Raw genomic sequence first — 26,776 nt, 5'->3', positions numbered from 1 at the left:
CCAATAAGTGCGTATCCGTGACGCCCGGTTCAACTCACGACTCTGCGATCGCTCGGTATGCGCTTTTTGCATAGCAGCCTCCCACCTGGTGCGGTGGCTCCAAGGTTCGATGACGGGTAGAAAGCCCCTTTCGCGCGCGCACCAACCGACAGGACATCTTATGCCCCGAGCCATGCTGGCAAGCTTTGCCAACCGTATCGCCAAACCCGACCTGCGTTGGGTGCCGGATGAGGGGTTGACCGCCTCGCGCCTGCGGATCGAGCTTTTGTCCGGCCTGACTGTGGCCCTTGCGCTGGTGCCCGAGGCTGTGGCCTTTGCCTTTGTTGCCGGTGTGCATCCGTTGGTGGGGTTGTACGCGGCTTTCATGGTCGGTTTGATCACGGCGCTGATCGGGGGGCGTCCGGGTATGATCTCGGGCGCGACCGGGGCTCTTGCGGTGGTAATGGTGGCGCTGGTGGCAGAACATGGGGTCGAGTACCTGTTTGCGACCGTCGTTCTTATGGGAATTTTGCAGGTGATCGCGGGGGCGATGCATTGGGGTCGGTTCATCCGTCTAGTGCCTCATCCGGTGATGCTGGGCTTTGTGAACGGTCTGGCCATCGTGATCTTTCTGGCGCAGCTGGGCCAGTTCAAGGTGCCCGGCACCATGGAGAACACCGGCCATGGCATGGGCGGAGGTGAGTGGCTCTCGGGTCTGCAACTCTATACCATGCTGGGTCTGGTCGCGCTGACCATGGCGGTGATCTGGGTTATGCCGCGCATCACGCGGGTTGTTCCGGCCCCGCTGGCCGGGATTGTCGTCGTTGCCGCGCTGGTGATCGGCTTTGGCTTGGACGTGCCGCGCGTCGGTGATCTGGCCTCGATCGAAGGTGGCCTGCCGCCCTTCCACATCCCGATGGTGCCGCTGACCTGGGAAACCTTTGAAATCATCCTGCCCTACGCCGTCATTTTGGCCGCCATCGGCCTGATTGAATCGCTGCTGACCCTGAATCTTGTGGGTGAGATAACGGGCAAACGCGGCGGTGCATCGCAGGAATGTATCGCGCAGGGCGTTTCCAACGTCGCAACCGGTTTCTTCGGTGGCATGGGTGGCTGTGCGATGATCGGACAGTCGATGATCAACGTGAAGTCAGGGGGGCGGACTCGCATCGCCGGGATCGCCGCTGCGCTATTCCTGCTTATCTTCATCCTTTTTGCCTCACCACTGATCGAACAGATTCCTCTGGCTGCACTCGTCGGAGTGATGTTCATGGTGGTGATCGGCACCTTCGCCTGGAATTCGTTTAACATCATGCGAAAAGTGCCTCTGATGGACGCGTTCGTCATTGTGCTGGTGACGGTTGTGACGGTGATGGAGGACCTCGCGGTCGCAGTCGTAGTTGGCGTGATCGTCTCGGCGCTGGCTTACGCATGGAACAACGCAAAACGCATCCACGCGATTACACGTGACTCGGCGACCGAGAAAGGCGCTAAGGTATATGAAATCCAGGGCCCTCTGTTTTTCGGGTCGTCCGACGGGTTTGTCGAACTCTTCGATGTCTTGAACGACCCTGAAACCGTAATTGTGGATTTCGCCGAAAGCCGCGTTGTCGATCAATCAGCACTTCAGGCCATCGAGAACATCGCTGGAAAATACGAAGCCGCAGGCAAACGGGTCATGCTGCGCCACCTGAGCCGCGATTGCCACAAACTGCTGAACAAGGCCGGCCATCTGATGGTCGATAGTGATGATGACCCGGATTATGAAATCGCGGTGGACTACTCTGTCCGCACCGGCATTCTGGGTGGCCACTGAGGCTATAGGGAGGCTCTGCCTCGCGCTCCGGGGTTGTTACAGCCAGATGGATATAGGATCCCCAGCTTCATCTGGCTAAAAATACCTCGGGGGAGACGCCCGCAGGGCGGCGGGGGCAGAGCCCCTTTTTGCGATCAGTCATCGGGACGGTTGAGGGAAAACAGTTCCGTGACCACGGAGTAGTCACGGTACCCTAGCCGTGCCAGCGGCTGGAATGTGGTGACGTCGAATTTACCGTCTTTCAAACAGTCGTCTCTTAAATGCACGCCAGTTACTTCTCCGAAGACAACGCGGTTTGCTTCTCCGGGCAGCTTCACGATCTGGGTCAGCTTGCATTCAAGGGCAGCAGGCGCCCCCTGAATCCTGGCGCAAGGAATGGTTTCACACTCTATTGCAGTCAAACCTGCATGGTCGAATTCATCCACGTGTTTCGGCAATCCCGCAGAACTTGCGTTCATTGCATCCCGATGCGCATGCGCCACGACATTCACACAAAAAACACCTGTGGCTTCGATGTTGGCGATACTGTCTTTGCCACCGTCCTGATCTGGTTTCCTGCCCGTCGTGGCGAACATAACCTGCGGAGGAGTATATGCGACGCCGTTAAAAAACGAATACGGGGCCAGATTGTTCACTCCATCCTTGTCGCGGGACGAGATCCAGCCGATCGGGCGTGGCGTGATGATGGCGTTGAAAGGGTTATGCGGCAAACCGTGGCCGTCTTCGGGGCGATAGAACATATGTACTCCAAGCGTTTGCCCAAGGCCTAACGAAGTGCTAGGGCGAATTCCAGCAAGGAAAAGAGGGCAGGGGTGCAGCAATTCGCGATCAAGCCGGAGGAACCGGACGATTGGTGGGAGGTCGAGGCTTTGTACGACCTGTGTTTCGCGCCGGGGCGCGAGGCATTGTCCTCGTACCGTTTGCGTGATGACGTGCCACCTGTTTCCGGGCTTTCATTGGTCGCACGGGATGGGCAAGGGATTTTGGCAGGAGCGATCCGGTTCTGGCCCGTGCATGTCGGGGGTCATGATGCCCTGCTTTTAGGGCCCGTCGCCGTGCACCCAACACACCAGGGCGAGGGTTTGGGCGGATTCCTCATTCACGAAGGCCTGCAAGCAGGGCGCGAAAAGGGGTGGCAGCGCGTTATGCTGGTTGGTGATGCGCCTTATTACGCAAGGTTCGGGTTCTCACGTTTGGAACACATCAAGATGCCTCCGCCAACCAACCCAGATAGGGTTTTGGGCGCGGAGCTGACTGAAGCGGCATGGTTTGGAGTCACGGGTTCGGTGATCCGATGGTCGCGCTGAGCTATTGAAAATCAGACAACAAGTTCCGATGTTTCTGTCAGGAGGATTTCATGCAGGACATCGCTCTTGTAGAAAAACTAGATACAGAGGCCGAGTTGGATCGGCTTGCCGCGCATTACAAATCTGCAGGGGGTGCTGGCGTCAAACTGCTCAACAGTCTTGGCGGATCGGCTGAAACCTTGCTGGATCAGCTGCCAGACCCGGTCAGGCGGGGGCTGACAGGCGCGACTGAACAGGCACTATGGGCTGCCATGCACGCGGCAGAAGGTTCGCGCCGTGCGGTGCCGGATCAAAAGCCATGGGTAAACACAGCCGTGACCACAGTAATGGGCGCGGCAGGTGGGATAGGCGGTGTGTCGTCCGCATTGATGGAGCTGCCAGCGACCACAACAATGCTGCTTCGTGCGATACAGGGTGCCGCCGCGTATGAGGGGTTCAATCCTTCAGAGGACGGAGTGAAGTTTGATTGTGTTCGCGTTCTTTCGGCTGCCGGGCCACTTTCATACGATGACGGCGCCGATCTGGGCTTTTTCTCGGTCCGCCTGACTCTGACAGGGCCGGCCATGCAAAAGCTGATTGCTGCCGTCGCGCCGAAACTGTCAGTGGTTCTGGGGCAAAAGCTTGCGACGCAATCTATTCCTGTCCTTGGGGCGTTGGCTGGCGGCGGGACGAACTTCGTGTACAGCCGGTATTACCAACAAATCGCCCGGGTCCATTTTGGCTTGCGCCGCCTTGCCGTTGACGCCGACATTCCTCATGATCAGCTTTTACGTAAGCTCTCTGCGCGAATGTAGGATATTGGACAGCGCATTGCTTAACCGTGATGCGACAGCGGTGCCCATACGGTTACCTGCAGCCATAGAGGTATTGATATTGCGCTGATGGGCGGTATCTATTCCGCATCTGAAGTCTGGACGGATCATGATTCAATACGCGTTGAAATGCAGTAACGGTCACAGTTTTGACAGTTGGTTTCAATCGGCTGCAGCTTACGACAAGCTGGCAGCTGCAGGGATGGTGTGCTGTGCTGTTTGTGGTAACAGCGAGGTCGAAAAAGCGATTATGACGCCGCGTGTCCGGCCAGCCCGAACCATTGAGGCGCGCTCGGAACCCTCTGAATGTTCGGAAAAGTCGGTGGATATGGCGACGCCTACACCGGATGTTGAGCAGGCTCTTGCCGAACTACGTCGCAAGGTCGAAGAGAACTCGGATTATGTCGGCAAGGACTTTGCCAGTGAGGCCCGCAAAATTCATTTGGGTGATGCGCCCGAGCGGGCGATCTATGGCGAGGCCAAACCCGAAGAGGCAAAGGCCCTGATAGATGACGGCGTTCCGGTGGCGCCTTTGCCATTTGTTCCAACGCGAAAGACCAACTGACCCATGCATATTGTGATCACCGGAGCAGGCCGTGGAATCGGACGCACTCTGGCGGATCGTTATCGGGCGCAGGGGCATAATGTGACCGGAACCGCTCGCGATGGCAGTGCCGAGATCGTTTTGGATGTCACAAAGCCTGACCAGCAGCGCGCGATGGCGTCACAGCTTAGAGACACTGCCGTCGATCTGCTGATCTGCAATGCTGGTGTCTATCTGGATAAGTCGGAAAGCATCGCGGGTTACCCGGCCGAAATGTGGGCTCAGACATTTGCATCCAATGTGACCGGAGTATTTCTGACAGTTCAAGCGCTTTTACCCAATCTGCGCAAGGCCAAGGGGAAAATCGCCATCTTGTCTTCGCAGATGGCCTCGCATACGCGGGCGCCGGGTGGCAGCTATATTTACCGCTCTTCAAAGGCGGCTGTGTTAAATTTGGGTCGTAACCTGTCAACGGACCTTCGTCATGACGGCATTGCTGTTGGAATCTATCATCCGGGTTGGGTTCAGACAGATATGGGCGGGCCCGCAGCTGAGATCACCGTAGATCAGGCCGTGGATGGCCTGATAGATCGGTTCAAAGACCTGTCTTTGGAAAATACGGGCTGCTTTGATACCTTTGACGGCCAAGCGCATGCTTACTGAGCGGTCAGGGCAGCCGTCGGGATCTCATAAACTTCGCCGGGATCGACGAAGATCACCATGACATTGCCTTGCGTCTCATAGCTAAGGCGCGCGGCTGAATTTGTTGAATCCGGCACGCCATCGGTGAAATAGATGTTGCGGACTTCGCCGTTGCCCATTCCAACAGCCAAAGTTATTTGCCCATCGTCATGGCGGCGCAGCTCGGCATTGCAGCTGCGCAGCGGCTCTCCGGCATTTGTTGCGCAAGGGACAGTTCCCAAAGCATTTTTCCCGTCTGTTCCTGCCAGTGTTGAAACCTGGGCCAGCGCTGGTGTGGACAATAGAGCAAAGACAAGAGCAAGACGGGGCATGTTGGATTTCCTGAAATAACGGATGAGAGCAAGCTGACACCGCTAGGAGCGGTTGTAAAGCGACCGTACGACGCGACCGAACAGGTTTTGAACACTTGCCCTTAACGCCCCCCTGACTTAAGACGCACGGGATCTGAATTCCAAGGCGCGGAGACGACTGCCCCCATGCCCTTACTCGTGATGAAATTCGGCGGCACATCCGTCGCCAACCTGGACCGTATCCGCCGTGCGGCCAAGCGTATCGGCGTTGAAGTGGCAAAAGGCTATGACGTAATCGTCATCGTCTCGGCCATGTCCGGCAAAACCAACGAGCTGGTGGGCTGGGTGAACGAAACCTCTCCGTTGTTCGATGCGCGCGAATATGATGCTGTTGTGTCCTCGGGCGAGAATGTGACCGCTGGTCTGATGGCGTTGACGCTGCAAGAAATGGATATCCCTGCGCGCAGTTGGCAGGGCTGGCAGGTGCCGCTGATGACCACCAGCGCCCACAGCCAGGCCCGAATTGAGGAAATCCCGACCGACAATCTGAATCAGAAGTTCGGCGAAGGCATGCGGGTTGCCGTGGTCGCCGGGTTCCAGGGCATCAGCCCCGAGGGTCGTATCACCACGCTGGGCCGCGGCGGTTCGGACACGACGGCGGTGGCCTTTGCCGCAGCTTTTGGTGCCGAGCGGTGCGACATCTATACGGATGTGGACGGCGTCTATACCACCGACCCGCGAATCTGTGAAAAGGCGCGCAAGCTGGACAAGATTTCGTTCGAGGAAATGCTCGAACTGGCCTCGCTGGGGGCCAAGGTTCTGCAGACCCGCTCGGTCGAGCTGGCGATGCGCTACAAGGTGAAACTGCGCGTTCTCTCAAGTTTCGAAGAACAATCCAACGAGGCCGGCACGCTGGTCGTCGATGAGGAGGATATCATGGAATCCAATGTTGTGGCCGGTGTGGCCTATTCCCGCGACGAAGCCAAGATGACCGTCGTGTCCGTGGCCGACCGCCCCGGCATCGCCTCGATCATCTTCACCGCGCTTAGCGATGAAGGCGTGAATGTGGACATGATCGTTCAGAACATCTCGGACGAGGGGCGCACGGACATGACCTTTTCCTGCCCCACCGATCAGGTGGCACGCGCTGAAAAAGCCCTGTTGGCGATCAAGGATGCTGGTGAGCTGAACTACGCCGAATTGGTCGCTGACGAAGACGTCTGTAAGGTTTCGGTGGTTGGCATCGGCATGCGGTCACAATCGGGTGTTGCAGCCAAGATGTTCAAAATTCTCTCGGATGAGGGGATCAACATTAAGGTCATCACAACTTCCGAGATCAAAATTTCCGTGCTTGTGGACAGGAAATACATGGAACTTGCGGTTCAGGCACTGCATGATGCCTTTGAATTGGACAAGGCGGCCTGAGCGTTTCAGCCAAGGGTCTTGCCTGACGCACTAATTTGGGTGGGCCATGGCGGACGGTACCGAAACAGAATCTCGTAAGCTGCTGGGGCGGCTGCGCGAAGAGATGGCGAGCGAGGCCGCCGGTCAGGAACGTCTTGACCGGATCACCAGCCTGATTGCGGATAGCATCAGGGCCGAGGTGTGCTCGATTTACCTGTTCCGCGATGAAGACACGCTTGAACTGTGCGCGACCGAGGGGCTGGCACCCGAAGCCGTTCACCAGACCCGGATGCGCATGGGCGAGGGGCTGGTTGGGCGGGTCGCCAAATCCGGCCAGATCGTCAATACGGCGGATGCACCTTCAGCCAAGGGCTTTCGGTATATGCCCGAGACGGGCGAGGAGCGGTTTTCGTCTTTCCTTGGTGTCCCGATTCAGCGCCTGGGCGAAAAGCTGGGCGTTTTGGTGGTTCAGTCGCGGGACGCGCGGGAATACTCAGCCGATGAGGTCTACGCGCTGGAAGTGGTGGCCATGGTTCTGGCCGAAATGGCCGAGCTTGGCGCCTTTGTGGGCGAAGGCGCGGCCTTGTCGCCCCGTCATCAGCAATCTGTACAGTTGACCGGAGGGCCGGCGCAGGAAGGATCTGCCGAGGGTCATGTCTGGTTGCATGAGCCTCGTGTCGTTGTCACCAACCCGATCGCCGAAGATCCACACCGCGAACGTGAACGCCTGATCGAAGCGGTGGATGAATTGCGGGTGGGCGTCGATAAGATGCTCGAGATTTCCAAGGATGGCGATACCGAGCAGTTGCAGGTTTTGGAAGCCTATCGGATGTTTGCCAATTCCAAAGGCTGGATGCGCCGGATGGAGGAAGACATCGCGCGTGGCCTCAGCGCCGAGGCCGCCGTGGAGAAAGAGCAGTCTCAGGCCCGCGCTCGCATGGGCCAAGTGACAGACCCTTATTTGCGCGAACGGCTGGCCGATCTGGATGACCTGTCGAACCGTCTGCTGCGTATTCTGACGGGGCAGGGCAATACAAATGGCACAGATCTGCCCCCTGATCCTATCCTGATTGCGCGCAATATCGGCCCCGGCGATCTGTTGGAATATGGCCGGTCACTTAAGGGCATCGTGCTTGAGGAAGGCTCGGTCGGCAGTCACGCCACCATCGTCGCCCGCGCGCTGGCGATTCCGCTTGTGGTGCATGTGGGCCGCATCACGACCGAGGCGCTGAATGGGGATCATATCCTGGTCGACGGCGACAACGGCACCGTGCATCTGCGCCCCGAAGATACGGTGGTCTCGGCCTTCCGCGATAAGATCGCGATGCAGGCGAAGGCGCAGGAACGCTATGCCTCGATCCGCGAAACCCCGTGCGTAACCCGCGATGGTGAGCGGATCAATCTGGTGATGAACGCGGGACTGATGGCCGATTTGCCGTCGTTGAACAATTCCGGCGCCGAGGGTGTGGGCCTGTTCCGGACCGAGCTGCAATTCCTGATCCGCACGCAGATGCCCAAACGATCCGAATTAGTTACGCAATATCAGCGCGTACTGGATGCGGCGGGCGAAAAGCGGGTCGTGTTCCGAACGTTGGATATCGGTTCGGACAAGGTGTTGCCCTATATGAAACACGTGGCCGAGCCCAATCCTGCGCTGGGTTGGCGCGCGATCCGAGTGGGGTTGGACAAGCGCGGCGTGATGCGCATGCAGTTGCAAGCGCTGCTGCGCGCCGCCAACGGCCGCCCGTTGTCGATCATGTTCCCCTTCGTTGCACAGGCGGATGAGTTCCGCGAAGCCCGTTGGGAGGTCAACAAAACCATCGAACGCGAAAAGCGTCTGGGTCACGTCCTGCCGGAAAAGATCGAAGTAGGGGCGATGCTGGAAACGCCTTCGTTGGCTTTTGCGCCGCAGAAATTTTTTGACGAGGTGGACTTCGTCTCGATCGGTGGCAACGACCTGAAACAGTTCTTCTTCGCCGCTGACCGCGAAAACGAGCTGGTGCGCCGCCGCTATGATACTCTGAACGTCAGTTTCCTCAGCTTCATCGAGCGTATCGTCGAGCGCTGCAATATCTCGAACACGCCACTTTCGTTTTGCGGTGAGGATGCTGGTCGCCCGGTCGAGGCTTTGTGCCTGGCCGCTATGGGCATCAGGTCACTGTCGATGCGCCCGGCCTCGATTGGTCCAGTCAAAAGCGTGTTGTTGCGCGCCGATCTGCAATCGCTGCGCAAGATTATCGCGGATGCCCGGCACCGTGGTGAACAATCCGTGCGACCAGCAGTGATGGAATGGCTACGTAATCAGGGGTGATCGCAGCGCCGCAGGGGGCATAATTCAAATCTGGTGTTGATTTTAACGCCGGTTTTGACTAGTTGCACGGTAAATGTTAGCGATAACATGTCTGGCGATGCCATTGAATCTGAAGGAGCCCGTCGATGGTTTCACGCGTTATTCCCGTTAACCCCTTTGATCTGGTGCTTTTTGGCGCGACCGGGGATTTGGCGCAGCGCAAGATTCTGCCCGGACTTTATCATCGATTCGAGGTTGGCCAGATGCCGCCTGACGCACGGGTGATTGGTACAGCGCGGTCTGACATGGACAGTGACGGGTTCCGCGAGCAGCTTCGAGCGTCGATGCAGGAATTCGCACCCGGGTTCAAAAAGGATGTCCTGGATCGATTTTTGGCACAGGTCGAATATGTGCCGGTGGACGCTTTGGGTGATGCGGGGTGGTCGGATCTGGCCAAGACCTTGCGCCCCGATGTGGTGCGCGCGTTCTACCTGTCCGTCGGGCCCAGCTTGTTTTCCGGGATTGCACAACGCTTGAACGATCACGGACTTGCGACGCCGGACAGCCGTATCGTGGTCGAGAAGCCGTTTGGGCATGATTTGGCCTCGGCCAAGGCGCTGAACGAAGGGTTGCGGGCTTGCTTTGAAGAGCATCAGATTTATCGGATCGATCACTATCTGGGCAAGGAAACCGTGCAGAACCTGATGGCTTTGCGTTTCGCCAATTCCCTTTTCGAGCCGCTGTGGAATGCCACCCATGTCGACCACGTCCAGATCACCGTGGCCGAAACCGTGGGGGTCGAGGGGCGGGGGGCCTACTACGATCAGTCTGGTGCAATGCGGGACATGGTCCAGAACCATCTGGTTCAGTTGTTGTGTCTGACCGCGATGGAGCCACCCTCGAAATTCGCGCCCAACGCGGTGCGCGACGAGAAGGTCAAGGTGATCGAGGCGCTGGAACCGGTCGAGCCTAAAGACATCGCCCGCGGTCAGTACCGCGCCTCGGATGGTAAAAACGGCTATGTCGATCATGTGGGCGATCCGGCCAGCCGCACCGAAAGCTATATCGCGTTGAAGGTTCATATAGGCAACTGGCGCTGGGCCGGCGTGCCGTTTTACCTGCGCACGGGCAAACGCCTGCGCGCGCGCGAGTCCGAGATTGCGGTGTTCTTTCGCGACCCGCCGCATACGATTTTCCCGAATGTTGGCCCTCTGCACGGCAACGTGCTGGTGATCCGTCTGCAACCGGACGAAGGCATCACCCTGCGCACCACGATCAAAGACCCGGGTCCGGGTGGGTTCCGTTTGTCCGACGTGGCGCTGGACATGAGCTTTGCCGAGGCGCTGGGCGCGGATGCACGGGCGCAGGACGCCTATGAACGGCTTGTCATGGACGTCATTCGCGGCGACCAGACCCTGTTTATGCGTGGGGACGAGGCCGAGGCCGCCTGGGCTTGGGTTGATCCCATTATTCAGGGTTGGGAGGACCGCGGCGACCGGCCTGCACGGTATGATCAGGGAAGTTCCGGACCCGAAGAAGCCTTGATGCTAATGCATCGCGACGGGCGCCGTTGGCGTCAGATCGGAGGATAAACATGGTTCATTCTGTAATCACCGACGTCACTCAACGTATCATCGACCGCAGCGCCGATCTGCGCGGCCCTCACTTGGAACGGATGGAACAGGCCAAGTCCAAAGGCCCGGCCCGCGCGCACCTGTCCTGTAGCGGTCAGGCCCACGCCTATGCGGGCGCGGGCGAAGACCAACAATCAATGGCCACCGGAACAGCGGGCAATCTAGGGATCGTCACCGCTTACAATGACATGCTCTCGGCGCACCAGCCGTTCGAGCGTTACCCGGCTCTGATCCGCGATGCGATCCGCGCAGCGGGTGGTACGGCGCAGGTCGCGGGCGGCGTTCCCGCCATGTGCGATGGCGTCACGCAGGGTGAGGCGGGGATGGAGCTGTCGCTGTTCTCGCGCGATGTGATTGCGCTGGCCACCGGCGTGGCACTCAGCCACAACACCTATGACGCTGCTGTTTTCCTGGGCGTCTGCGACAAGATCGTCCCCGGCCTGATCATCGGGGCGCAGGCGTTTGGCCATCTTCCCGCTGTTTTCCTGCCCGCAGGTCCCATGACCAGCGGTCTGCCGAATGATGAAAAGGCCAAGGTCCGCCAAAAATTCGCGACCGGAGAAGTCGGCCGCGATGAGCTGATGAAAGCCGAAATGGCCGCCTATCACGGCCCCGGCACCTGCACCTTTTATGGCACCGCCAACACCAACCAGATGCTGATGGAGTTCATGGGCCTGCACCTGCCGGGCTCCAGCTTCGTCAATCCCAACACACCCCTGCGCGATGCCCTGACCGAGGAAGGCGCGCGCCGCGCCCTGTCTCTCAGCGCGCTGGGCAATCACTATACGCCCGTGTGCCAGATCCTCGACGAACGCGCTTTTGTGAACGGGATTGTCGGCCTGATGGCCACAGGGGGTTCTACCAACCTGCTGATCCACCTGATCGCCATGGCCCGCGCGGGCGGGATCGTGCTGGACTGGCAGGATTTCTCTGACATTTCCGCCGTGGTGCCTTTGGTCGCGCGGGTCTATCCGAACGGTTTGGCTGATGTGAACCATTTCCACGCCGCAGGCGGGCTTGGCTATTGCATCGGCACTTTGTTGGAGGACGGCCTGCTGCACCCCGATACGCTGACGGTCGCAGGGCAGGGGCTGCACAATTACACCAAAGAACCCAAGCTGAAAGATGGCGAGTTGGTCTGGGAAGAAGGCGCGGGCCAAAGTCTGAACGAAAAAATTCTCCGTCCGGCCAGCGACCCGTTCCAACCCACCGGTGGCCTGTCACGCCTGACGGGCAATCTGGGAACGGGCGTCATGAAAGTCTCGGCCGTTGCCCCCGAACATCAGGTGGTCGAGGCACCGGTCCGCGTGTTCCACGACCAAGACGAGGTGAAAGCCGCGTTCAAGGCTGGAGAGTTCACTGGCGATGTCATCGTAGTCGTCCGCTTTCAAGGGCCAAAGGCCAACGGAATGCCTGAACTTCATTCTCTGACGCCCATGCTGTCGATCCTGCAGGGCCGAGGCCACAAGGTCGCGCTTGTCACAGATGGTCGCATGTCGGGCGCATCCGGCAAGGTCCCCGCTGCGATCCATGTGGTTCCCGAGGCGCTGGACGGTGGCCCCATCGCCTGCCTGCAAGACGGCGATATCCTGCGCGTTGATGCGGTAAAAGGCGATTTGGAAATCCTGACGCCCGGCGTGTTGAACCGCCCGCCCGCCACCGCCGACCTCAGCGCCAATCAGCACGGCGTGGGGCGCGACCTGTTCGGAGCCTTCCGCCAGAATGTCGGGTCCGCTGACACTGGCGCCAGCATTTTCGGAGTGTAAAACATGTCCAAAACCCAACACACCCGCGAGATTTGCGCATTGGCCCCGATCGTGCCGGTTCTGGTCGTCGATGACGCTGCTCAAGCACGGCCTCTGGCCGAGGCGCTTGTCGCAGGTGGCCTCCCCGCGCTGGAGGTCACATTGCGCACCCCCTCGGCGCTCAGTGCGATCCGCGCCATGGCGCAGGTGCCGGGCGGTGTGGTCGGCGCAGGCACGCTGATCACCCCCGAAGACGTCCGCGCCGCGAAAGAGGCAGGTGCTCAATTCGGTGTCTCACCGGGCGCAACCGATGCTTTGATCGCAGCGTGTGAGGCCGAGGGCTTGCCGTTACTCCCCGGCGCTGCCACTGCGTCCGAGGCGATGCGTCTGCTGGAACAGGGCTACGACATGCTTAAATTCTTCCCGGCCGAAGCGTCCGGGGGCGCCCCGGCGCTTAAGGCTATTGGCGCGCCCCTTCCGCAAATCACATTCTGCCCGACAGGTGGCGTGTCTCCGTCAAATGCACGCGATTACCTGTCCTTGTCGAATGTTGCCTGCGCAGGCGGTAGCTGGGTCGCGCCCAAACAAATGGTCATCGATGGCGACTGGACCGGCATCGAAAAACTTGCACGTGAAGCGTCGCAGCTGATGGATTGACGCCGCGCCGGACGTCACTAAATTGGGCGTCAATTCAGACAGGTTGACCCCATGACAAACCACATCTCTCTCGCGCAGGGGCGCGAGTATCTGGCCATTCCTGGCCCCTCAGTAATGCCCGACGCAGTGTTGCAAGCGATGCATCGGCCTTCGCCCAATATCTACGATGGCGAACTGATCGAGATGATGCCCACCCTGACCGCCGACCTTAAACGTGTGGCCCGAACCGACCACCATGTGGCGATTTACATCGCCAACGGTCACGGCACGTGGGAGGCAGCCTTGTCCAACGTGATCGCCCCCGGCGAAACGGTGCTGGCCCCTGCGTCGGGTCGATTCACCTATGGCTGGGCAGAAATGGCCGAAGGGATCGGGGCCACGGCGCAGGTAATCAATTTCGGTACATCCTCGGGGTGGGACTTCGACCTGATTGCCGAGGCCCTCGGCGCCGACAAAGCGCATGAGATCAAGGCCGTACTGGCGGTGCATGTGGATACGTCGAGCTCGATCCGCAATGATATCCCGGCTCTGCGGGCCCTTTTGGATAACCTGAACCACCCGGCGCTGCTGATGGCAGATTGCATCGCATCGCTGGGCTGCGACAGGTTCGAGATGGACGCCTGGGGTGTCGATGTCATGGTCACCGCCTGCCAGAAAGGGCTGATGACCCCGGCTGGCATCGGTTTTGTCTATTTCAATGAAAAAGCCGCTGCCAAACGCGCCACAATGCCCCGCGTTTCACAATACTGGGACTGGATACCCCGCACTCAACCCGAACTGTTCTACCAGTATTTCAATGGCACCGCGCCGACGCATCATTTGTATGGGCTGAGGGCTGCGCTCGACCTGATCCACGCCGAAGGGATTGAACATGTCTGGGCCCGCCACGAACGTCTCGCCACAGCTATTTGGGCGGCCTGCGAGACATGGGCCGATGGTGGAGCCCTCCACCTCAATGTCGCCGACCGTACCGACCGCAGCCATGCCGTCACCGCGCTGCGCCTGACCGACGGGCAGGGAACCCCGCTGCGTCAGTTCACTGAAACCCAACTTGGCCTCACCCTTGGAATCGGGTTGGGGATGGAGGATTGGGACGGCTGTTTCCGCCTTGGCCATATGGGTCACGTAAATGGCCAAATGGTGATGGCGATGCTTGGCGGGATGGAAACGGCCATGGCAGCCCTCAACATACCTCGCGGCACAGGCGCGCTGGAGGCCGCTGCCGCGATCTTGGCCGCGTGAACAGAGGGTCCGCTCTTCATCTGGCCAAAAATATCTTCGGGGGGAATCGCGCATCGGCGCGATGGGGGGCAGACAGCCCCCCCTATGCGATCAGCCGCCCCGCGCTACAGCCAATGCCTCTGGCAGCGCGGCTGCAAACAAATCCAGATCAGAAACCGCACCACAGCTGACCCGAATGCAACGGTTCTGGGGCGCCACAAATGGCATCCTAACAAAAATACCCCGAGCGACCAGTGCCTCCAGCACAGCCTTGGCAAAAGCCCCGTCCCGGCCACAATCGATTGCCACGAAATTCGTGGCCGAAGGCAAGGCTTCCAACCCATTGTCCCGCGCGATCTGTCCAATCCGATCGCGCGCGTCGGTGATCTTCGCCTGAACCCGCTCCAACCATTCGGCATCCTGCAGTGCCGCCAGCGCACCGGCTTGCGCCGCGCGATTCATCCCGAAATGGTTGCGAACCTTGTTGAACGCCGAAATTAAACCGGGCGCAGCAATCGCATATCCCACCCGCGCACCCGCCATGCCATAGACTTTGGAAAACGTGCGCATTCGGATCACCCTAGGATCACCGGCATCAATCGGCGCAGCAGTACCTTCTGGCGCGCATTCTACGTAGGCTTCATCCAGCACCAATAAGCATCCTGCGGGAAGTTTCTCCATTGCAGAAACGATGTCTGCGCCCATGTGCCAACTGCCCATCGGGTTGTCTGGATTGGCCAAATAAACCAACTTGGCGTCAACCTCTGCCGCCTTTGCAAACAACGCGTCAAGGTCTTCATGGTCACCACGATAGGGTACCTTGTGAAGGATCCCTCCGAACCCGGCCACGTGATAGTTAAAAGTCGGATACGCCCCGTCCGAGGTCACCACCGCATCGCCGTGACCAACGAACAAGCGCACAAGATATCCAAGAAGACCGTCAATTCCTTCCCCCACGACGATATTCTCAGGCGCGACGCCGTGATGGTCGGCCAAGGCGTTACGCAGATCATAGTTCTCGGGATCGCCATACATCCAGATGCCAGTGTCGGCCATCGCTTCGATCGCCCGTGGTGAGGGGCCGAAAACGCTTTCATTCGCACCCAATCGGGCCACAAATGGTGCGGCCTGCTGCCGCTCCTGCGTTTCGGGGCCGACGAACGGCACTGTGGCAGGCAAAGACAGAGCAAGAGGAGTGTATCGAGGTTGGGTCATGTGGGCAGATAAACGTAAGGTCACCCGTCAGGCAAGCTTGTGTTCCAAACCGTCGCCGCGCAGTCTGCTTGCAAGGCAGCGAGAGGAACATTCATGCGCATCGTATTCGGCCTGATTCTGATCGGGCTTGCCTATCTGGTATTCTGGCCGGTTGATGTTGATCCCGTTGCATGGGAGCCCTCAAAAGCCCCGGAATTTTCCGGCGAATTCGCGGAAAATAACGCGCTGGACAAGCTGGAGCTGATCCGCCTGCCCGAAGATGCAGAGGGCCCTGAAGACCTTGCAATCACGGCAGATGGGGCGATCTACACGACTTCGTTGTCCGGTGCGCTGTACCGCATTGATGGAAACACGCCTGAAAAAGTGGATGAACTTGGCGGTCGCCCGCTGGGGCTGAAGGCCGGACCGGATGGGGCGCTTTACATTGCCGACAGTTTCCGTGGTCTGATGCGCTGGACCGGCCCCGGTACGCTGGAAACGCTGGTTTCCGATATTGCGGGTGCGCCGGTGATTTATGCCAATCAGCTGGATGTGGCGCAGGACGGCACGGTCTATTTCTCGAATTCTTCCGATCGGTTCGACCCCGAGACAATGGGCGGCACCAAGCCAACCTCGGTACTGACCATCTGGGAGCAGTCGGATACAGGCTATGTGGCCCGACGCAATCCTGACGGCAGCACCGAGAAAGTGGCTGAGGGGTTTGTCTATACCAACGGGGTTGCCCTGTCCCCGGACGAAGACTTTCTGCTGATCGCCGAAACCGGTCGCGCACGCGTCCACAAGCTGTGGCTACAGGGTCAGAAATCCGGCCAGCGCGAGGTTCTGTTGGATAACCTGCCGGGCTATCCGGACAATATCGAGGCGCAGGGCGACGGGACCTACTGGATGGCGTTCGCCAGCCCGCGCGTGCCAACCGAGGCGCTTATGCCTTATCCATTTCTTCGCAAGGTGATCTGGCGACTTGGGCCAATGGTAAGGCCGGCACCGATTCACAGGGGAATGCTGATTCAGTTCGACGGTGAAGGAAACATCCTTCAGAACCTACAAGATCCGGGGGGGCGGCTGGGCATCACGACCGGTGGCCGGGTCGTGGGGGAGGATTTTTATGTCATGACGCTGGATTCGCCGTGGTTCGGTCGGATGTCTGCGTCAGACCTGCCCCCACGTTGATCTGGAACTTGACGAGCCTTCGGGGCATTGTTGTGCAAACCTGAATTGAGAGGCCTGCATGTCACGCGTATCCGTCGAATACAAAGATCATATCGCCCACGTCACGCTGACACGCGGCGACAAGATGAACGCGCTGGATGATGCGATGATCAAAGCCATCCTGAACGCGGGTCAGGAAGTGGCCGCCTCGGACGCGAGGGCGGTAGTCCTGTCGGGTGAAGGCAAAAGCTTTTGCGCTGGGTTGGACATGGCCAGTTTTGCCAAGATGGCGCATATTGATCCGTCGGAATGGTTGATGACACGCAGCCATGAAGACGCGAATGAGATGCAGGAACTCGCTTTGATCTGGCGGCGTTTGCCTATGCCGGTGATCTGTGCGGTCCAGGGCGTGGCCTATGGTGGTGGTTTGCAGATCGCGCTGGGCGCAGATATCCGGATTGCCCATCCCGACACCAAACTGGCAGTGATGGAGATGAAATGGGGCATTATTCCCGACATGGGGGGGATGGTGTTGCTGCCCAAACTGGTGCGCACGGATGTGCTGCGCCTGCTGACCTATACTGCGCGACCCATCGGCGCGGCGCAGGCGGAGGAATGGGGACTGGTAACCAAGCTTTCAGATGACCCGCTGACCGAAGCGATTGCGCTGGCTGAAAACATCGCCGGGCAAAGCCCCTCAGCCGTGCGCGCCGCAAAGCGCCTGATCGACTTGGCCGAAACTCAACCACGTGCCGAGGTGCTTTTGGCCGAATCCTCAGAACAGGTGGAGTTGATCGGCAAGCCTGAGCAGATGGAGGTCATCGCAGCCCAGATGCAAGGCCGCAAACCGGTCTTCAAGTGATCACCGCATGAAGGCGCGTCGCGCATCGCGGGCCATGTTATAGCGCATTTCCAGATCTGCGATGCGCGCCATCGCCCGCTTGCGGGCCTTCGGATCGGTCAGCTTGGCATAGTCCTTGCGGGCGGTATCGAGGTCTTTCTTGATCGCAAATTCCTGGGGCAGAACACCCGCCTGTGCCATAATCCTGTGACCAGCTGCGATAGCTGGATCGCACTGCGCATCGGACGAACGATCAGGCAGAGGTTTGCCTTCCCCCTCAAGGCCCTTCAATTGCCCTTCGGCTTGCGCCTTCCTGATCTGGCGTTCAATGAGTTTTCCAAAACGATCCAAACATGGGCTGATAATAGGTCAGAGTAAGGCTAAGCGCTAGCGGATGCGGTTCGACACCAGATAGGCGAGCCCCCCGGCCAGCAAGCCCCAAACCGCTGCCCCCAGACCAAAGACCGAGATACCCGAGGCCGTGATCGCAAAGGTCAGAATAGCGGCCTCGCGCTCGGTCGGAACCTCCAGTGCGGCGGCGGTGGCGTTGGCCAGCACTGCGATCAGCGCAATTCCGGTCAGGGTGCCCATCAGCAGCGGATCAGCGTGTAAAGCAAAGCCGGTTATGGCCACAGCGAACACGCCGAAGATGCAATAGAACACGCCCGCCATCACTGCCGACCAATAGCGTTGGGTAGGGTCGGGGTGACTGTCCTCGTTCGAACACATTGCAGCGGTGATCGCAGCCAGACAGGTGGCCGGAGCGCCAAACGGCGCCGACAGGATGCTGGACGCGCCAACGGACGAAAACAACCGACCGGATGCGGGGTCATAGCCAAAACTGCGCATCACCGCGATACCGGGGATGTTCTGAGTGGCCATAGTGACGATGAAAAGCGGGACGCCGATTCCGATGACCGAGGCCAACGAGACTGTGGGCATCGTCCACACCGGGGCCGACACCCATTGCGCTGGCGCTACCGATGCCTCACCCGCGTTCAAGATGACCATGATCGCCGCGGCCACCACAGCTGCGGGCACGGCAAACAGGCGGTTGATCCGACCGGCGATGAACCATGTCAGGATCACGGGCAGCGCCTGCCAGGGCAACTCTACAGCGGCTTTGAATGGGACGATACACAACGGCAGCAACACGCCGCCCAGCATCGCCTGCGCCAGTGTTGTGGGGATCGCGGCGGCGAGCCGGCCCAAGGGTCTCCAAAGCCCTGCCAGTACCGTCAACGCGCCTGCGCACAGGAAGGCTCCGGTGGCCTCGGCAAACCCGGCGGCGGGCATGGCGGATACGGCCAGCAGCGCAGCGCCCGGCGTGGACCAGGCTACGCTGATCGGCTGCCGGTACCACAGGCTTAACCCGATTGCCGTCAGCCCCATCGCAATCGCCGCCATCATCAAACCGGACGCGGATTGCGCCGCCGATGCCCCCATCGCGGCCAGCCCTTGCAGCACGATTGGGAAGGAACTGAAAAAGCCGACAATCGCGACGACCAACCCGGTCGAGACGGTCTGGAGCGGAGGGGCTGCGCGTGTCATCTGGGCCTCGGGCGTTGTCATGTGCCAGAGCTAACAAGCCTTTGAACCACGCGGCAAGCCCTTTGATGGCAAAAGAAAACCCCGCCAAAGGGGCGGGGTCTGCTTTAGTGTATATGCCTGAAGATCAGGCGATCTCGGCCAGACGGGCCAGCGCCTCGTTCAGCTTGGCCTCTTCTTCCTCGCGGGCGGCTAGGTTGGCTTTGGCTTCCTCAACCACCTCTTCCGGGGCCGAGGCCACGAATTTGGGGTTGTTCAAACGTCCGCGCAGACCGCCCAACTCCTTGGCCAGTTTACCCTTGGCTTTCTCCAGCCGTTCCTTTTCGGCACCAATGTCGATGATATCGGCCAACGGTAGGCCGAAAGAGGCCCCGGGAGCGGCGATCGAGATGGTGCCTTTAGGCAGTTCATCGGCCTTGGTCAGGCTGTCGATCCGGGCCAGACGCTTGATCAACGCCTCGTTGCGGTCCCATGCGGCTTGGCCATGGGCGTCGATTTCCGTCACCAGCATCGGCACGTAAAGCCCTGCCGGAACCCGCATCTGGGCACGGGCCGAGCGGGTGTTTTCGATGACCGAGATCACCCAGTTCATCTCACGATCCGCATCGGCATCGACCAGTTCGGTGCCATACGTCGGCCAGTCGGCGTGGACGACCATTTTCGCGCGGTCGGCGGTCAGCCCCCAGAGTTCCTCGGTGATGAACGGCATGATCGGGTGCAGCAGGACCATGCACTGATCCAAAACCCAGCGCATGGTGGCGCGGGTTTCGGCCTGCGCCTCGGCGTCGTCGCCTTGCAGCAGGGGTTTCGACAGCTCCACGTACCAGTCGCAGACCTTGCCCCAGACAAAGGCATAAAGCCCGTTCGCGGCGTCGTTGAAGCGGTAGCTTTCCAGTGCCGCGTCAACCTCGGCCCGCACGCGGGCGGTTTCGCCGATGATCCAGCGGTTCACGGCGGCTTTGGGTTTCAGGTCGGCCACGTCCAGTTGCGGGACGGTGTCGGTGAAAACCTCGTTCATCTCGGCAAAGCGGACGGCGTTCCACAGCTTGGTGCCGAAGTTGCGATAGCCGGTGATGCGGTCGCGGGACAGTTTCAGGACGCCGCCGATGGCCGCCATCGAGGCGTTGGTGAAGCGCAGCGCGTCGGCACCGAATTCGTCCACGATCTCTAGCGGGTCGATGACGTTGCCGGTGGTCTTGGACATCTTCTTGCCCTTCTCGTCGCGGACGAGCGAGTGCAGGTAGACGGTGTGAAACGGGATTTCGTTCACCACGGCTAGTTGCATCATCATCATACGGGCGACCCAGAAAAACAGGATATCCGCGCCGGTGATCAGAACGTCGGTGGGGAAGTAGCGCTCCAATTCCTCGGTTTGCTCGGGCCAGCCGAGCGTGCCGATCGGCCAGAGGCCGGAGGAGAACCACGTGTCGAGGACGTCGGGGTCGCGCCACACCGGATAGACCAGCTTGGTCGGGTCTTGTTCGACCGCGTAATGGGCAAGGCTTTCAGCGAACTGATGGATCGCTTCATGCTTGTCTGCGACTTCGATGACCGTCGCGTGGCTCAAAGGGCTAGGAATGTCAGCGTTATCGTCGAGGAATTTTTCAGTGACGGCCTCAAGGCTTGCAGCACATTCCATGACATTGCCACGATGCAGCATGCCGCCTTCGTTCAGCAAACGGCCCAATTCGACCAGATCAAGGTTGCCGTCGTTTTCGTCATCCTTGAAGTTCTCGGCCGACAGATCGAGCCCATACCAAACCGGAATCTGATGCCCCCACCACAGCTGGCGCGAGATGCACCAGGGCTCAATGTTTTCCAGCCAGTGGTAATAGGTCTTTTCGCCCGATTCAGGGATGATCTTGACCGTGCCGTCCTTGACCGCATCCAGCGCGGGGCCGACGACTTTTTCGGCGTCCACGAACCACTGATCGGTGAACATCGGCTCGATCACCACTTTTGAGCGGTCACCGAAGGGCTGCATGATCGGTTTACTTTCGACCAGCGGCACCAGCGTCGCCGGGTCGCCATCCTCGCCCAGCTTGGTGCCCAGACGCGGGTCATCCGCGCGGGTCATCACGGCCAGACCGTCGGCAGTGATTTCCTCGACGACCTTCGCCCGCGCCTCAAACCGGTCGAGGCCGCGCAGGTGATCGGGGATCAGGTTGATCGCGTCGATCTCGTTCTCGGTGAATTCGCGACCACGCGCGTATTCCTGTGCCTTGTCGGCCTCATCGGCATAAGGCGCGCCATCGGCCCGCATCGCGCCTTTGGTGTCCATCAGGCGGTACATCGGAATGCCGCCGCGCTTGGCGACCATGTTGTCGTTGAAGTCATGCGCGCCGGTGATCTTTACCGCGCCCGAGCCGAAATCGGGATCGGGATACTCATCGGTGATGATCGGAATCTGGCGGCGATGTTCTTTCGGGCCAACCGGGATTTCGCAGAGTTTCCCGATGATTGGGGCGTAACGCTCATCCGACGGATGAACCGCAACCGCGCCGTCTCCCAGCATGGTTTCGGGGCGGGTCGTGGCGATCGAGATATAGTCGCGCTCTTCCTCAAGCACGACGTTCCCATCCTCGTCCTTTTCGACATAGGTATAGGTCTCGCCCCCGGCCAGCGGGTATTTGAAGTGCCACATGTGGCCGGGCGTTTCGATATTCTCGACTTCCAAATCCGAGATCGCAGTCTCGAAATGCGGGTCCCAGTTGACCAGCCGTTTGCCGCGATAGATCAGGCCCTTTTCGTACATATCGACGAAAACCTTGATCACCGCGTCGTGAAAATTCGCAGAATTTTCGTGGCCGGTACGCGGATCACGCGGCGCGCCCGCCATGGTGAAGGCGTTGCGCGACCAGTCGCAGCTGGAGCCCAGCCGTTTCAGCTGTTCGATGATCGTGCCGCCATATTCGCCTTTCCATTCCCAGACCTTGTCCAGAAACGCCTCGCGCCCCAGCTCACGACGTCCCGGCTGCTGGGTGGCGGCCAGCATCTTTTCCACCTGCATCTGCGTGGCGATGCCGGCGTGGTCCTGACCAGGCTGCCACAGCGTGTCGAACCCGCGCATCCGGTGCCAGCGGGTCAGGATGTCTTGCAGGGTGTTGTTGAACGCGTGGCCCACGTGCAAAGCGCCCGTCACGTTGGGCGGCGGGATCATGATGGTAAAACTTTCGTCGCGCGAGCGGTTCGCGCCTGCCTTGAAGGCTCCGGCCTGTTCCCAGGCCTTGTAAATGCGGGCCTCGGCCTCGGCCGCGTTGAATGTCTTTTCCATCGCCATGGGTTGCGTCCTGCGTCATCAATCTCGGGTCAGCGATTGCAATAGCGAATGCGCGCAGGAAGGGGAAGGGTGCGTGTGCTATCCGGCCTGTGCAAAACGGGCGTGGAAGTAGTCCTGCACCCTCTGATAGGCTGGTTCGTGGAAATCCAGCGTTAGCAGAGAGTGATCCTTGCCCTCATATTCCTGCGTTTCAAGGTCGTCACCAAAGGCGTCTTGCAGAGCACACATCAGCCGTTTCGGGGCCAGCTTGTCATCCGCATAACGCATTGCAAGCCCCGTGCCTTTGGCGACCATGCCCGCACGGGCTTGTGCGATGTCATCGGGGCTCATTTGCAGCTTATCGCCGCCAAAGATCGGTAAGGCGGGCTGGCTGGCGACGCCGCCCAGAACCGCGTCCTCGGCCATCAGGGTCAGAGCGAAGCTGCCGGTCAGGCACATACCGATGACACCCACGCCTGCTGCGTTGTCACGGGACTTTATCTCGGCCGCCAACGACCGCATCCAGCCTGCGATGGGGCTTTGGCGGCCTTTGAGGAACATGTTGAACTCGCGCCGGACGCAGAACAGTCGGGCCATGTTGCGGCCCATCGTGACTTTGCCATAGGTGCCGAACATATGCGGCAGGTAGACACGAAACCCCGCCCCGTTCAGGCGTTTGGCCAGATCCAGCGTTTCCGGTCCGATTCCGGGCAATTCCTGCAGGATCAGGATGGGTGGGCCTTCGCCCCCGGCATAAACGTCATGGGTTGCGGTCTTGCCGCTCGTCATCGCGGCAGAGAAAGGGAAAACGGTATCATGTGTCCAGGTCATGGGGTCTGAGGCTATCGGAATCCCGCAGAACTTAAAGTCCAAACCCCTGTCTTTTTCTGGACATCGCCCACACGCGGGCTAGGGTCGCCTTCGGAACCGCGCACGAGGGTCGCCCCATGGAAAAATTCGGCAGAAGCCAGCCCGTCAAACGGACCGAGGATCAGAGGTTTCTGACCGGGCAGGGGCACTACATGGATGATGTTGTACCAGAAGGTGCCATGCACGCCGTGTTTGTCCGCTCGCAGGTGGCGCATGGGGTGATCACGGCGCTTGATCTGGACGCGGCGCGCGCAGCTGATGGGGTTCGGCTAGTGATGACGCTGGAGAATCTGAAAGAGGCCGGGATTGACACCGTGATCAATGCGACGACGGTCAAGAACCGGGACGGCTCGCCCGCAGCAGCGCCTGCGCGTCACATGCTGTCGACCGACCGGGTGCGCTTTGTTGGGGAACCGATCGCGGTGGTTATTGCTGACACTCAAGCCCAGGCCCGTGACGCCGCCGAACTGGTCTTGGTCGAGATTGACGAATGCCCCGCCAAGCTGGACGTGGATGCAGGCGGAGAGACCTTGCACCCCGAAGCGCCGGATAATCGCGCCTTTGACTGGGGTCTGGGCGACGAGGCCGCGACCGAGGCCGCGTTCCAGGCTGCGGCGCATACTGTATCGCTCAATGTGATGGATAATCGGGTCATCATTGCCTCGATCGAGCCGCGCGGCTGTCAGGCCAACTGGGTCGATGGTCGCTTGCATTTTGCCTATGGCGGACAGGGGGTTTGGGCCATGCGCGCTCAACTGGCGCAAAAGCTGCGGGTTGAGCCTGAAGACATCCGCGTCACCACTCCGGATGTAGGTGGCGGCTTTGGTATGAAGGTGATGCCCTACCCGGAGTATTTCTGCACTGCCGTTGCAGCGAAGAAGCTGGGAAAACCCGTGCACTGGATTTCCGACCGGTCCGAGGCGATGCTGTCTGACCATCATGGCCGCGACCTGACCTCGCTGGCCGAACTGGCCTTTGATGCCGATCACCGGATCACGGCCTATCGCGTTCACAGCAAGATCAATCTGGGGGCCTATAACAGCCATTTCGGGCAGGCGATTCAGACTAGCCTGTTTAGCAAGGTTTTGATGGGCGTCTACGACGTCCAGACGACCTATCTGCGGGTCGAAGGGTTCTTTACCAACACCACACAGGTCGATGCCTATCGCGGTGCGGGCCGCCCCGAGGCGATTTATGTGCTAGAGCGCGTGATGGACCGCGCCGCGCGCGAACTGGGCGTGGACCCGTGGGAGCTGCGCCGCAAGAACTTCATCCGCCCCGAGGCGTTTCCCTACACCTCGGCCACCGGCGAGACCTATGATGTGGGCGACTTCAACATGATCCTGTCCCGCGCGGGCGAACAGACTGTGGGGTTTGCCGCCCGCAAGGCCGCCGATGCCGAACGCGGCCTGATCCGGGGGCAGGGCCTGTGTTACTATATCGAAAGTATTTTGGGCGATCCTTCCGAGAACGCGAAAGTGGAGTTCTGCGAGGATGGCACCGTGAACCTCTATGTCGGCACCCAATCGAACGGGCAGGGGCATGAGACGGTTTATGCCCATTTCTTGTCCGATCAGACCGGGATTCCGGCGGACCGGATTAATGTGGTGCAGGGCGACAGCGATCAACTTCCTCATGGTGGCGGTACTGGTGGGTCTCGGTCCGTTACGGTGCAAAGCACGGCCACACTGGCGACAATCGACGTCATGATCGCCGCATTCACGCCCTATCTGGCCGATAAGATGGGTGTGGAGGAGAGCGATGTGACCTTCGATCACGAAACCTTTCGCGCGTCGGGGTCGAACCTGACGCCTACCCTGACCGAGGCCGCGGATATGGCCCGCGCCGATGGCCGTACTGATCTGCTGCAACATCACGCGCGCGCCAACCTGGATGCGCGCAGCTATCCCAATGGCGCACATGTTGCCGAAATCGTCATCGATTCTTACACCGGAGAAACCTGGGTCGACCGCTATACAGTGGTCGATGATTTTGGTAACCTTATCAACCCGATGCTGGCCGAAGGGCAAGTACATGGCGGTGTGGTCCAGGGGATCGGACAGGCGCTGACCGAGCGTGTTGTGCATGATGCGCAGGGGCAACTGCTCACGGCTTCGTTGATGGACTATGCCTTGCCGCGCGCCGCCGAGATACCCATGATTAAGTTTACCTCGGCGCCGGTTCCGTCAACTTCAAACCCGATGGGTATGAAGGGATGCGGTGAGGCAGGCACCGTGGGCGCGCTGGCCGCAGTGGCAAATGCGGTTCAGGATGCGCTCTGGGATCACGGGGTGCGACAGGCGGATATGCCTTTCACACCTCAAAGAGTATGGGAGTTGCTGACGCATGGATCTGTCGCGGCTGAGTAGAAAGGTACTGGGATGGCTCGGACGGCCTCTGCGGTCCGAACACTCAGCCGAGTCGCGCCACCGTGAACCGATCAGCCATGTGATTATCCTCGACGGGACCATGTCGACGCTGGAACCGGGGTATGAGACCCACGCGGGCCAGACCTTGCGCCTGTGTTGTGAAATGGGCAGCAAGGTTTCTGTCTTTTACGAATCCGGGGTGCAGTGGGAAAGCTGGAGGTCCTCGCTGGACGTGATGATGGGGCGGGGGATCAACCGCCAGATCAGGCGTGCTTATGGCTATCTGGCATCGCGCTACAAACCCGGCGACCGGATTTATTTCATCGGCTATTCGCGCGGAGCCTACGGCGTACGCAGCCTTGCCGGGGTGATCGATTTGATCGGGTTGCTCAAGGCCGAACACGCGACCGAGCGAAACATCAAACAGGCCTATCGTCATTATGAGTGCAACGCCAACGGCAAGGCGGCGGCTGAATTCCGGCAAGCCTTCTGCCACGAGGATGTGGCGATCGAAATGGTTGGTGTCTGGGACACGGTAAAAGCGCTGGGCCTGCGCTTGCCGCTGCTGTGGCGCTGGGCCGAAGAACGCCATTCCTTTCACAACCATCAGCTCGGCCCCGCCACGCGCCACGGCTATCACGCCATGGCGCTGGATGAGACCCGCGAGGTGTTCGAACCGGTTTTGTGGAAATGTACCCCCGATTTCAAAGGTCATGTAGAGCAGGTCTGGTTCCGCGGTACGCACGGGGACGTCGGCGGCCAGTTGAACGGGTTCGAAGAGGCCCGTCCGCTGAGCAACATTTCCCTGATTTGGATGCTGGACAAGGCCGAGATGCACGGTCTGCCTCTACCTGACGGGTGGCGCGAGCGGTTCCCGATCAATACATCGGCGCGGTCGGTAGGCACATGGCGCGGCTGGGGCAAGATTTTCCTGCTGCGTAAGTACCGAAAAGTGGGGCGCGACCGGTCCGAGCGACTGCATGTCTCGGTCTCGCCGGATGATCTGCCGGGGTGGGTGCCGATTCCGGATTTGCCGTCACATCCGGCGCAGTGAAAGTTTGAAGTTGGGCCAGTGCCTCCAAGATTACCGGAACCTCAATGTAGGGGTTTATCCCAATCTTACT

At 59.9% G+C, this 26,776-nt stretch carries 22 protein-coding genes; 15 read left to right on the top strand and 7 right to left on the bottom strand.

All coding sequences use genetic code 11. The annotated features are described in order from the left end of the window. Positions 1-160: 160 nt before the first annotated feature. Entirely contained in the window at positions 161-1,795 is a 1,635-nt protein-coding gene (locus AC2TAD_RS04285; RefSeq protein ID WP_480866146.1) for a SulP family inorganic anion transporter, read from the top strand. Between the two features lie 134 nt (positions 1,796-1,929). On the opposite strand, the gene AC2TAD_RS04280 is transcribed toward AC2TAD_RS04285, so the two are convergent. Further along, a complete protein-coding gene (locus AC2TAD_RS04280; protein WP_480866144.1) occupies positions 1,930-2,535 on the bottom strand; it encodes a flavin reductase family protein in 606 nt (201 codons plus the stop codon). A 72-nt stretch (positions 2,536-2,607) separates the two neighbouring features. Here AC2TAD_RS04280 and AC2TAD_RS04275 point away from each other — a divergent pair, with 72 nt between their 5' ends. From AC2TAD_RS04275 to AC2TAD_RS04260, 4 genes are all read left to right on the top strand, one after another. Continuing rightward, on the top strand, positions 2,608-3,102 hold the full coding sequence (locus AC2TAD_RS04275; RefSeq protein WP_480866142.1) for a GNAT family N-acetyltransferase: 495 nt from the start codon (positions 2,608-2,610) through the stop codon (positions 3,100-3,102). A 50-nt stretch (positions 3,103-3,152) separates the two neighbouring features. Continuing rightward, entirely contained in the window at positions 3,153-3,896 is a 744-nt protein-coding gene (locus tag AC2TAD_RS04270) for an EcsC family protein (protein WP_170753797.1), read from the top strand. A gap of 127 nt (positions 3,897-4,023) precedes the next feature. Next, positions 4,024-4,479, top strand: coding sequence for a DUF1178 family protein (locus AC2TAD_RS04265; RefSeq protein WP_480866140.1), 456 nt, complete (start codon positions 4,024-4,026; stop codon positions 4,477-4,479). Positions 4,480-4,482: 3 nt separating this feature from the next. After that, positions 4,483-5,121, top strand: coding sequence for an SDR family NAD(P)-dependent oxidoreductase (locus AC2TAD_RS04260; protein ID WP_480866138.1), 639 nt, complete (start codon positions 4,483-4,485; stop codon positions 5,119-5,121). Here AC2TAD_RS04260 and AC2TAD_RS04255 read toward each other — a convergent pair. Further along, the gene (locus tag AC2TAD_RS04255; protein ID WP_170354972.1) at positions 5,115-5,471 is read right to left on the bottom strand and encodes a hypothetical protein; all 357 of its coding nucleotides are present in this window, start codon (positions 5,469-5,471) and stop codon (positions 5,115-5,117) included. The genes AC2TAD_RS04260 and AC2TAD_RS04255 overlap by 7 nt on opposite strands. Positions 5,472-5,636: 165 nt before the next feature. On the opposite strand from AC2TAD_RS04255, the gene AC2TAD_RS04250 reads away from it, so the two are divergent. From AC2TAD_RS04250 to AC2TAD_RS04225, 6 genes are all read left to right on the top strand, one after another. Beyond that, positions 5,637-6,875, top strand: a complete 1,239-nt coding sequence (locus AC2TAD_RS04250; protein ID WP_480866137.1) for an aspartate kinase — start codon at positions 5,637-5,639, stop codon at positions 6,873-6,875. A gap of 46 nt (positions 6,876-6,921) precedes the next feature. Continuing rightward, positions 6,922-9,165, top strand: a complete 2,244-nt coding sequence (ptsP, locus tag AC2TAD_RS04245; RefSeq protein ID WP_480866135.1) for a phosphoenolpyruvate--protein phosphotransferase — start codon at positions 6,922-6,924, stop codon at positions 9,163-9,165. Between the two features lie 125 nt (positions 9,166-9,290). Continuing rightward, complete coding sequence (gene zwf / locus AC2TAD_RS04240) at positions 9,291-10,736, top strand: glucose-6-phosphate dehydrogenase (RefSeq protein WP_480866134.1); 1,446 nt, start codon at positions 9,291-9,293, stop codon at positions 10,734-10,736. Between the two features lie 2 nt (positions 10,737-10,738). Further along, positions 10,739-12,544 carry a phosphogluconate dehydratase gene (gene edd, locus AC2TAD_RS04235; protein ID WP_480866133.1) on the top strand — a complete coding sequence of 602 codons (1,806 nt, stop codon included), beginning with the start codon at positions 10,739-10,741 and terminating at the stop codon, positions 12,542-12,544. A gap of 3 nt (positions 12,545-12,547) precedes the next feature. Beyond that, the gene (locus AC2TAD_RS04230; RefSeq protein ID WP_480866132.1) at positions 12,548-13,180 is read left to right on the top strand and encodes a bifunctional 4-hydroxy-2-oxoglutarate aldolase/2-dehydro-3-deoxy-phosphogluconate aldolase; all 633 of its coding nucleotides are present in this window, start codon (positions 12,548-12,550) and stop codon (positions 13,178-13,180) included. A gap of 51 nt (positions 13,181-13,231) precedes the next feature. Then, positions 13,232-14,422 (top strand): pyridoxal-phosphate-dependent aminotransferase family protein, encoded by a 1,191-nt coding sequence (locus AC2TAD_RS04225; protein ID WP_480866130.1) that lies wholly within the window; start codon positions 13,232-13,234, stop codon positions 14,420-14,422. 90 nt (positions 14,423-14,512) lie between these two features. On the opposite strand, the gene AC2TAD_RS04220 is transcribed toward AC2TAD_RS04225, so the two are convergent. Continuing rightward, on the bottom strand, positions 14,513-15,616 hold the full coding sequence (locus AC2TAD_RS04220; RefSeq protein WP_480866128.1) for a pyridoxal phosphate-dependent aminotransferase: 1,104 nt from the start codon (positions 15,614-15,616) through the stop codon (positions 14,513-14,515). A 93-nt stretch (positions 15,617-15,709) separates the two neighbouring features. Here AC2TAD_RS04220 and AC2TAD_RS04215 point away from each other — a divergent pair, with 93 nt between their 5' ends. After that, positions 15,710-16,786: an SMP-30/gluconolactonase/LRE family protein gene (locus AC2TAD_RS04215; RefSeq protein ID WP_480866126.1), complete on the top strand. Its 1,077-nt coding sequence runs from the start codon at positions 15,710-15,712 to the stop codon at positions 16,784-16,786. 58 nt (positions 16,787-16,844) lie between these two features. Then, positions 16,845-17,627 carry a crotonase/enoyl-CoA hydratase family protein gene (locus AC2TAD_RS04210; RefSeq protein ID WP_480866124.1) on the top strand — a complete coding sequence of 261 codons (783 nt, stop codon included), beginning with the start codon at positions 16,845-16,847 and terminating at the stop codon, positions 17,625-17,627. Here the strand turns inward: AC2TAD_RS04210 and AC2TAD_RS04205 are convergent, their stop codons facing one another. From AC2TAD_RS04205 to AC2TAD_RS04190, 4 genes are all read right to left on the bottom strand, one after another. After that, on the bottom strand, positions 17,628-17,957 hold the full coding sequence (locus tag AC2TAD_RS04205; protein WP_480866122.1) for a DnaJ family domain-containing protein: 330 nt from the start codon (positions 17,955-17,957) through the stop codon (positions 17,628-17,630). Between the two features lie 36 nt (positions 17,958-17,993). Beyond that, positions 17,994-19,157, bottom strand: a complete 1,164-nt coding sequence (locus tag AC2TAD_RS04200) for a benzoate/H(+) symporter BenE family transporter (RefSeq protein WP_480866121.1) — start codon at positions 19,155-19,157, stop codon at positions 17,994-17,996. Positions 19,158-19,281: 124 nt separating this feature from the next. Further along, positions 19,282-22,434 (bottom strand): valine--tRNA ligase, encoded by a 3,153-nt coding sequence (locus tag AC2TAD_RS04195; protein ID WP_480866119.1) that lies wholly within the window; start codon positions 22,432-22,434, stop codon positions 19,282-19,284. Positions 22,435-22,512: 78 nt separating this feature from the next. After that, positions 22,513-23,244, bottom strand: coding sequence for a dienelactone hydrolase family protein (locus AC2TAD_RS04190; protein WP_480866118.1), 732 nt, complete (start codon positions 23,242-23,244; stop codon positions 22,513-22,515). A gap of 116 nt (positions 23,245-23,360) precedes the next feature. Here AC2TAD_RS04190 and AC2TAD_RS04185 point away from each other — a divergent pair, with 116 nt between their 5' ends. Next, positions 23,361-25,652 carry a xanthine dehydrogenase family protein molybdopterin-binding subunit gene (locus AC2TAD_RS04185; protein WP_480866116.1) on the top strand — a complete coding sequence of 764 codons (2,292 nt, stop codon included), beginning with the start codon at positions 23,361-23,363 and terminating at the stop codon, positions 25,650-25,652. After that, positions 25,630-26,706: a DUF2235 domain-containing protein gene (locus tag AC2TAD_RS04180; protein ID WP_480866114.1), complete on the top strand. Its 1,077-nt coding sequence runs from the start codon at positions 25,630-25,632 to the stop codon at positions 26,704-26,706. The genes AC2TAD_RS04185 and AC2TAD_RS04180 overlap by 23 nt, the downstream gene beginning before the upstream one ends. The last annotated feature ends 70 nt before the right edge of the window (positions 26,707-26,776 follow it).

The organism is Ruegeria sp. HKCCD7628 (assembly GCF_057221005.1).
This window is presented reverse-complemented; position numbering and strand designations above follow the sequence as displayed.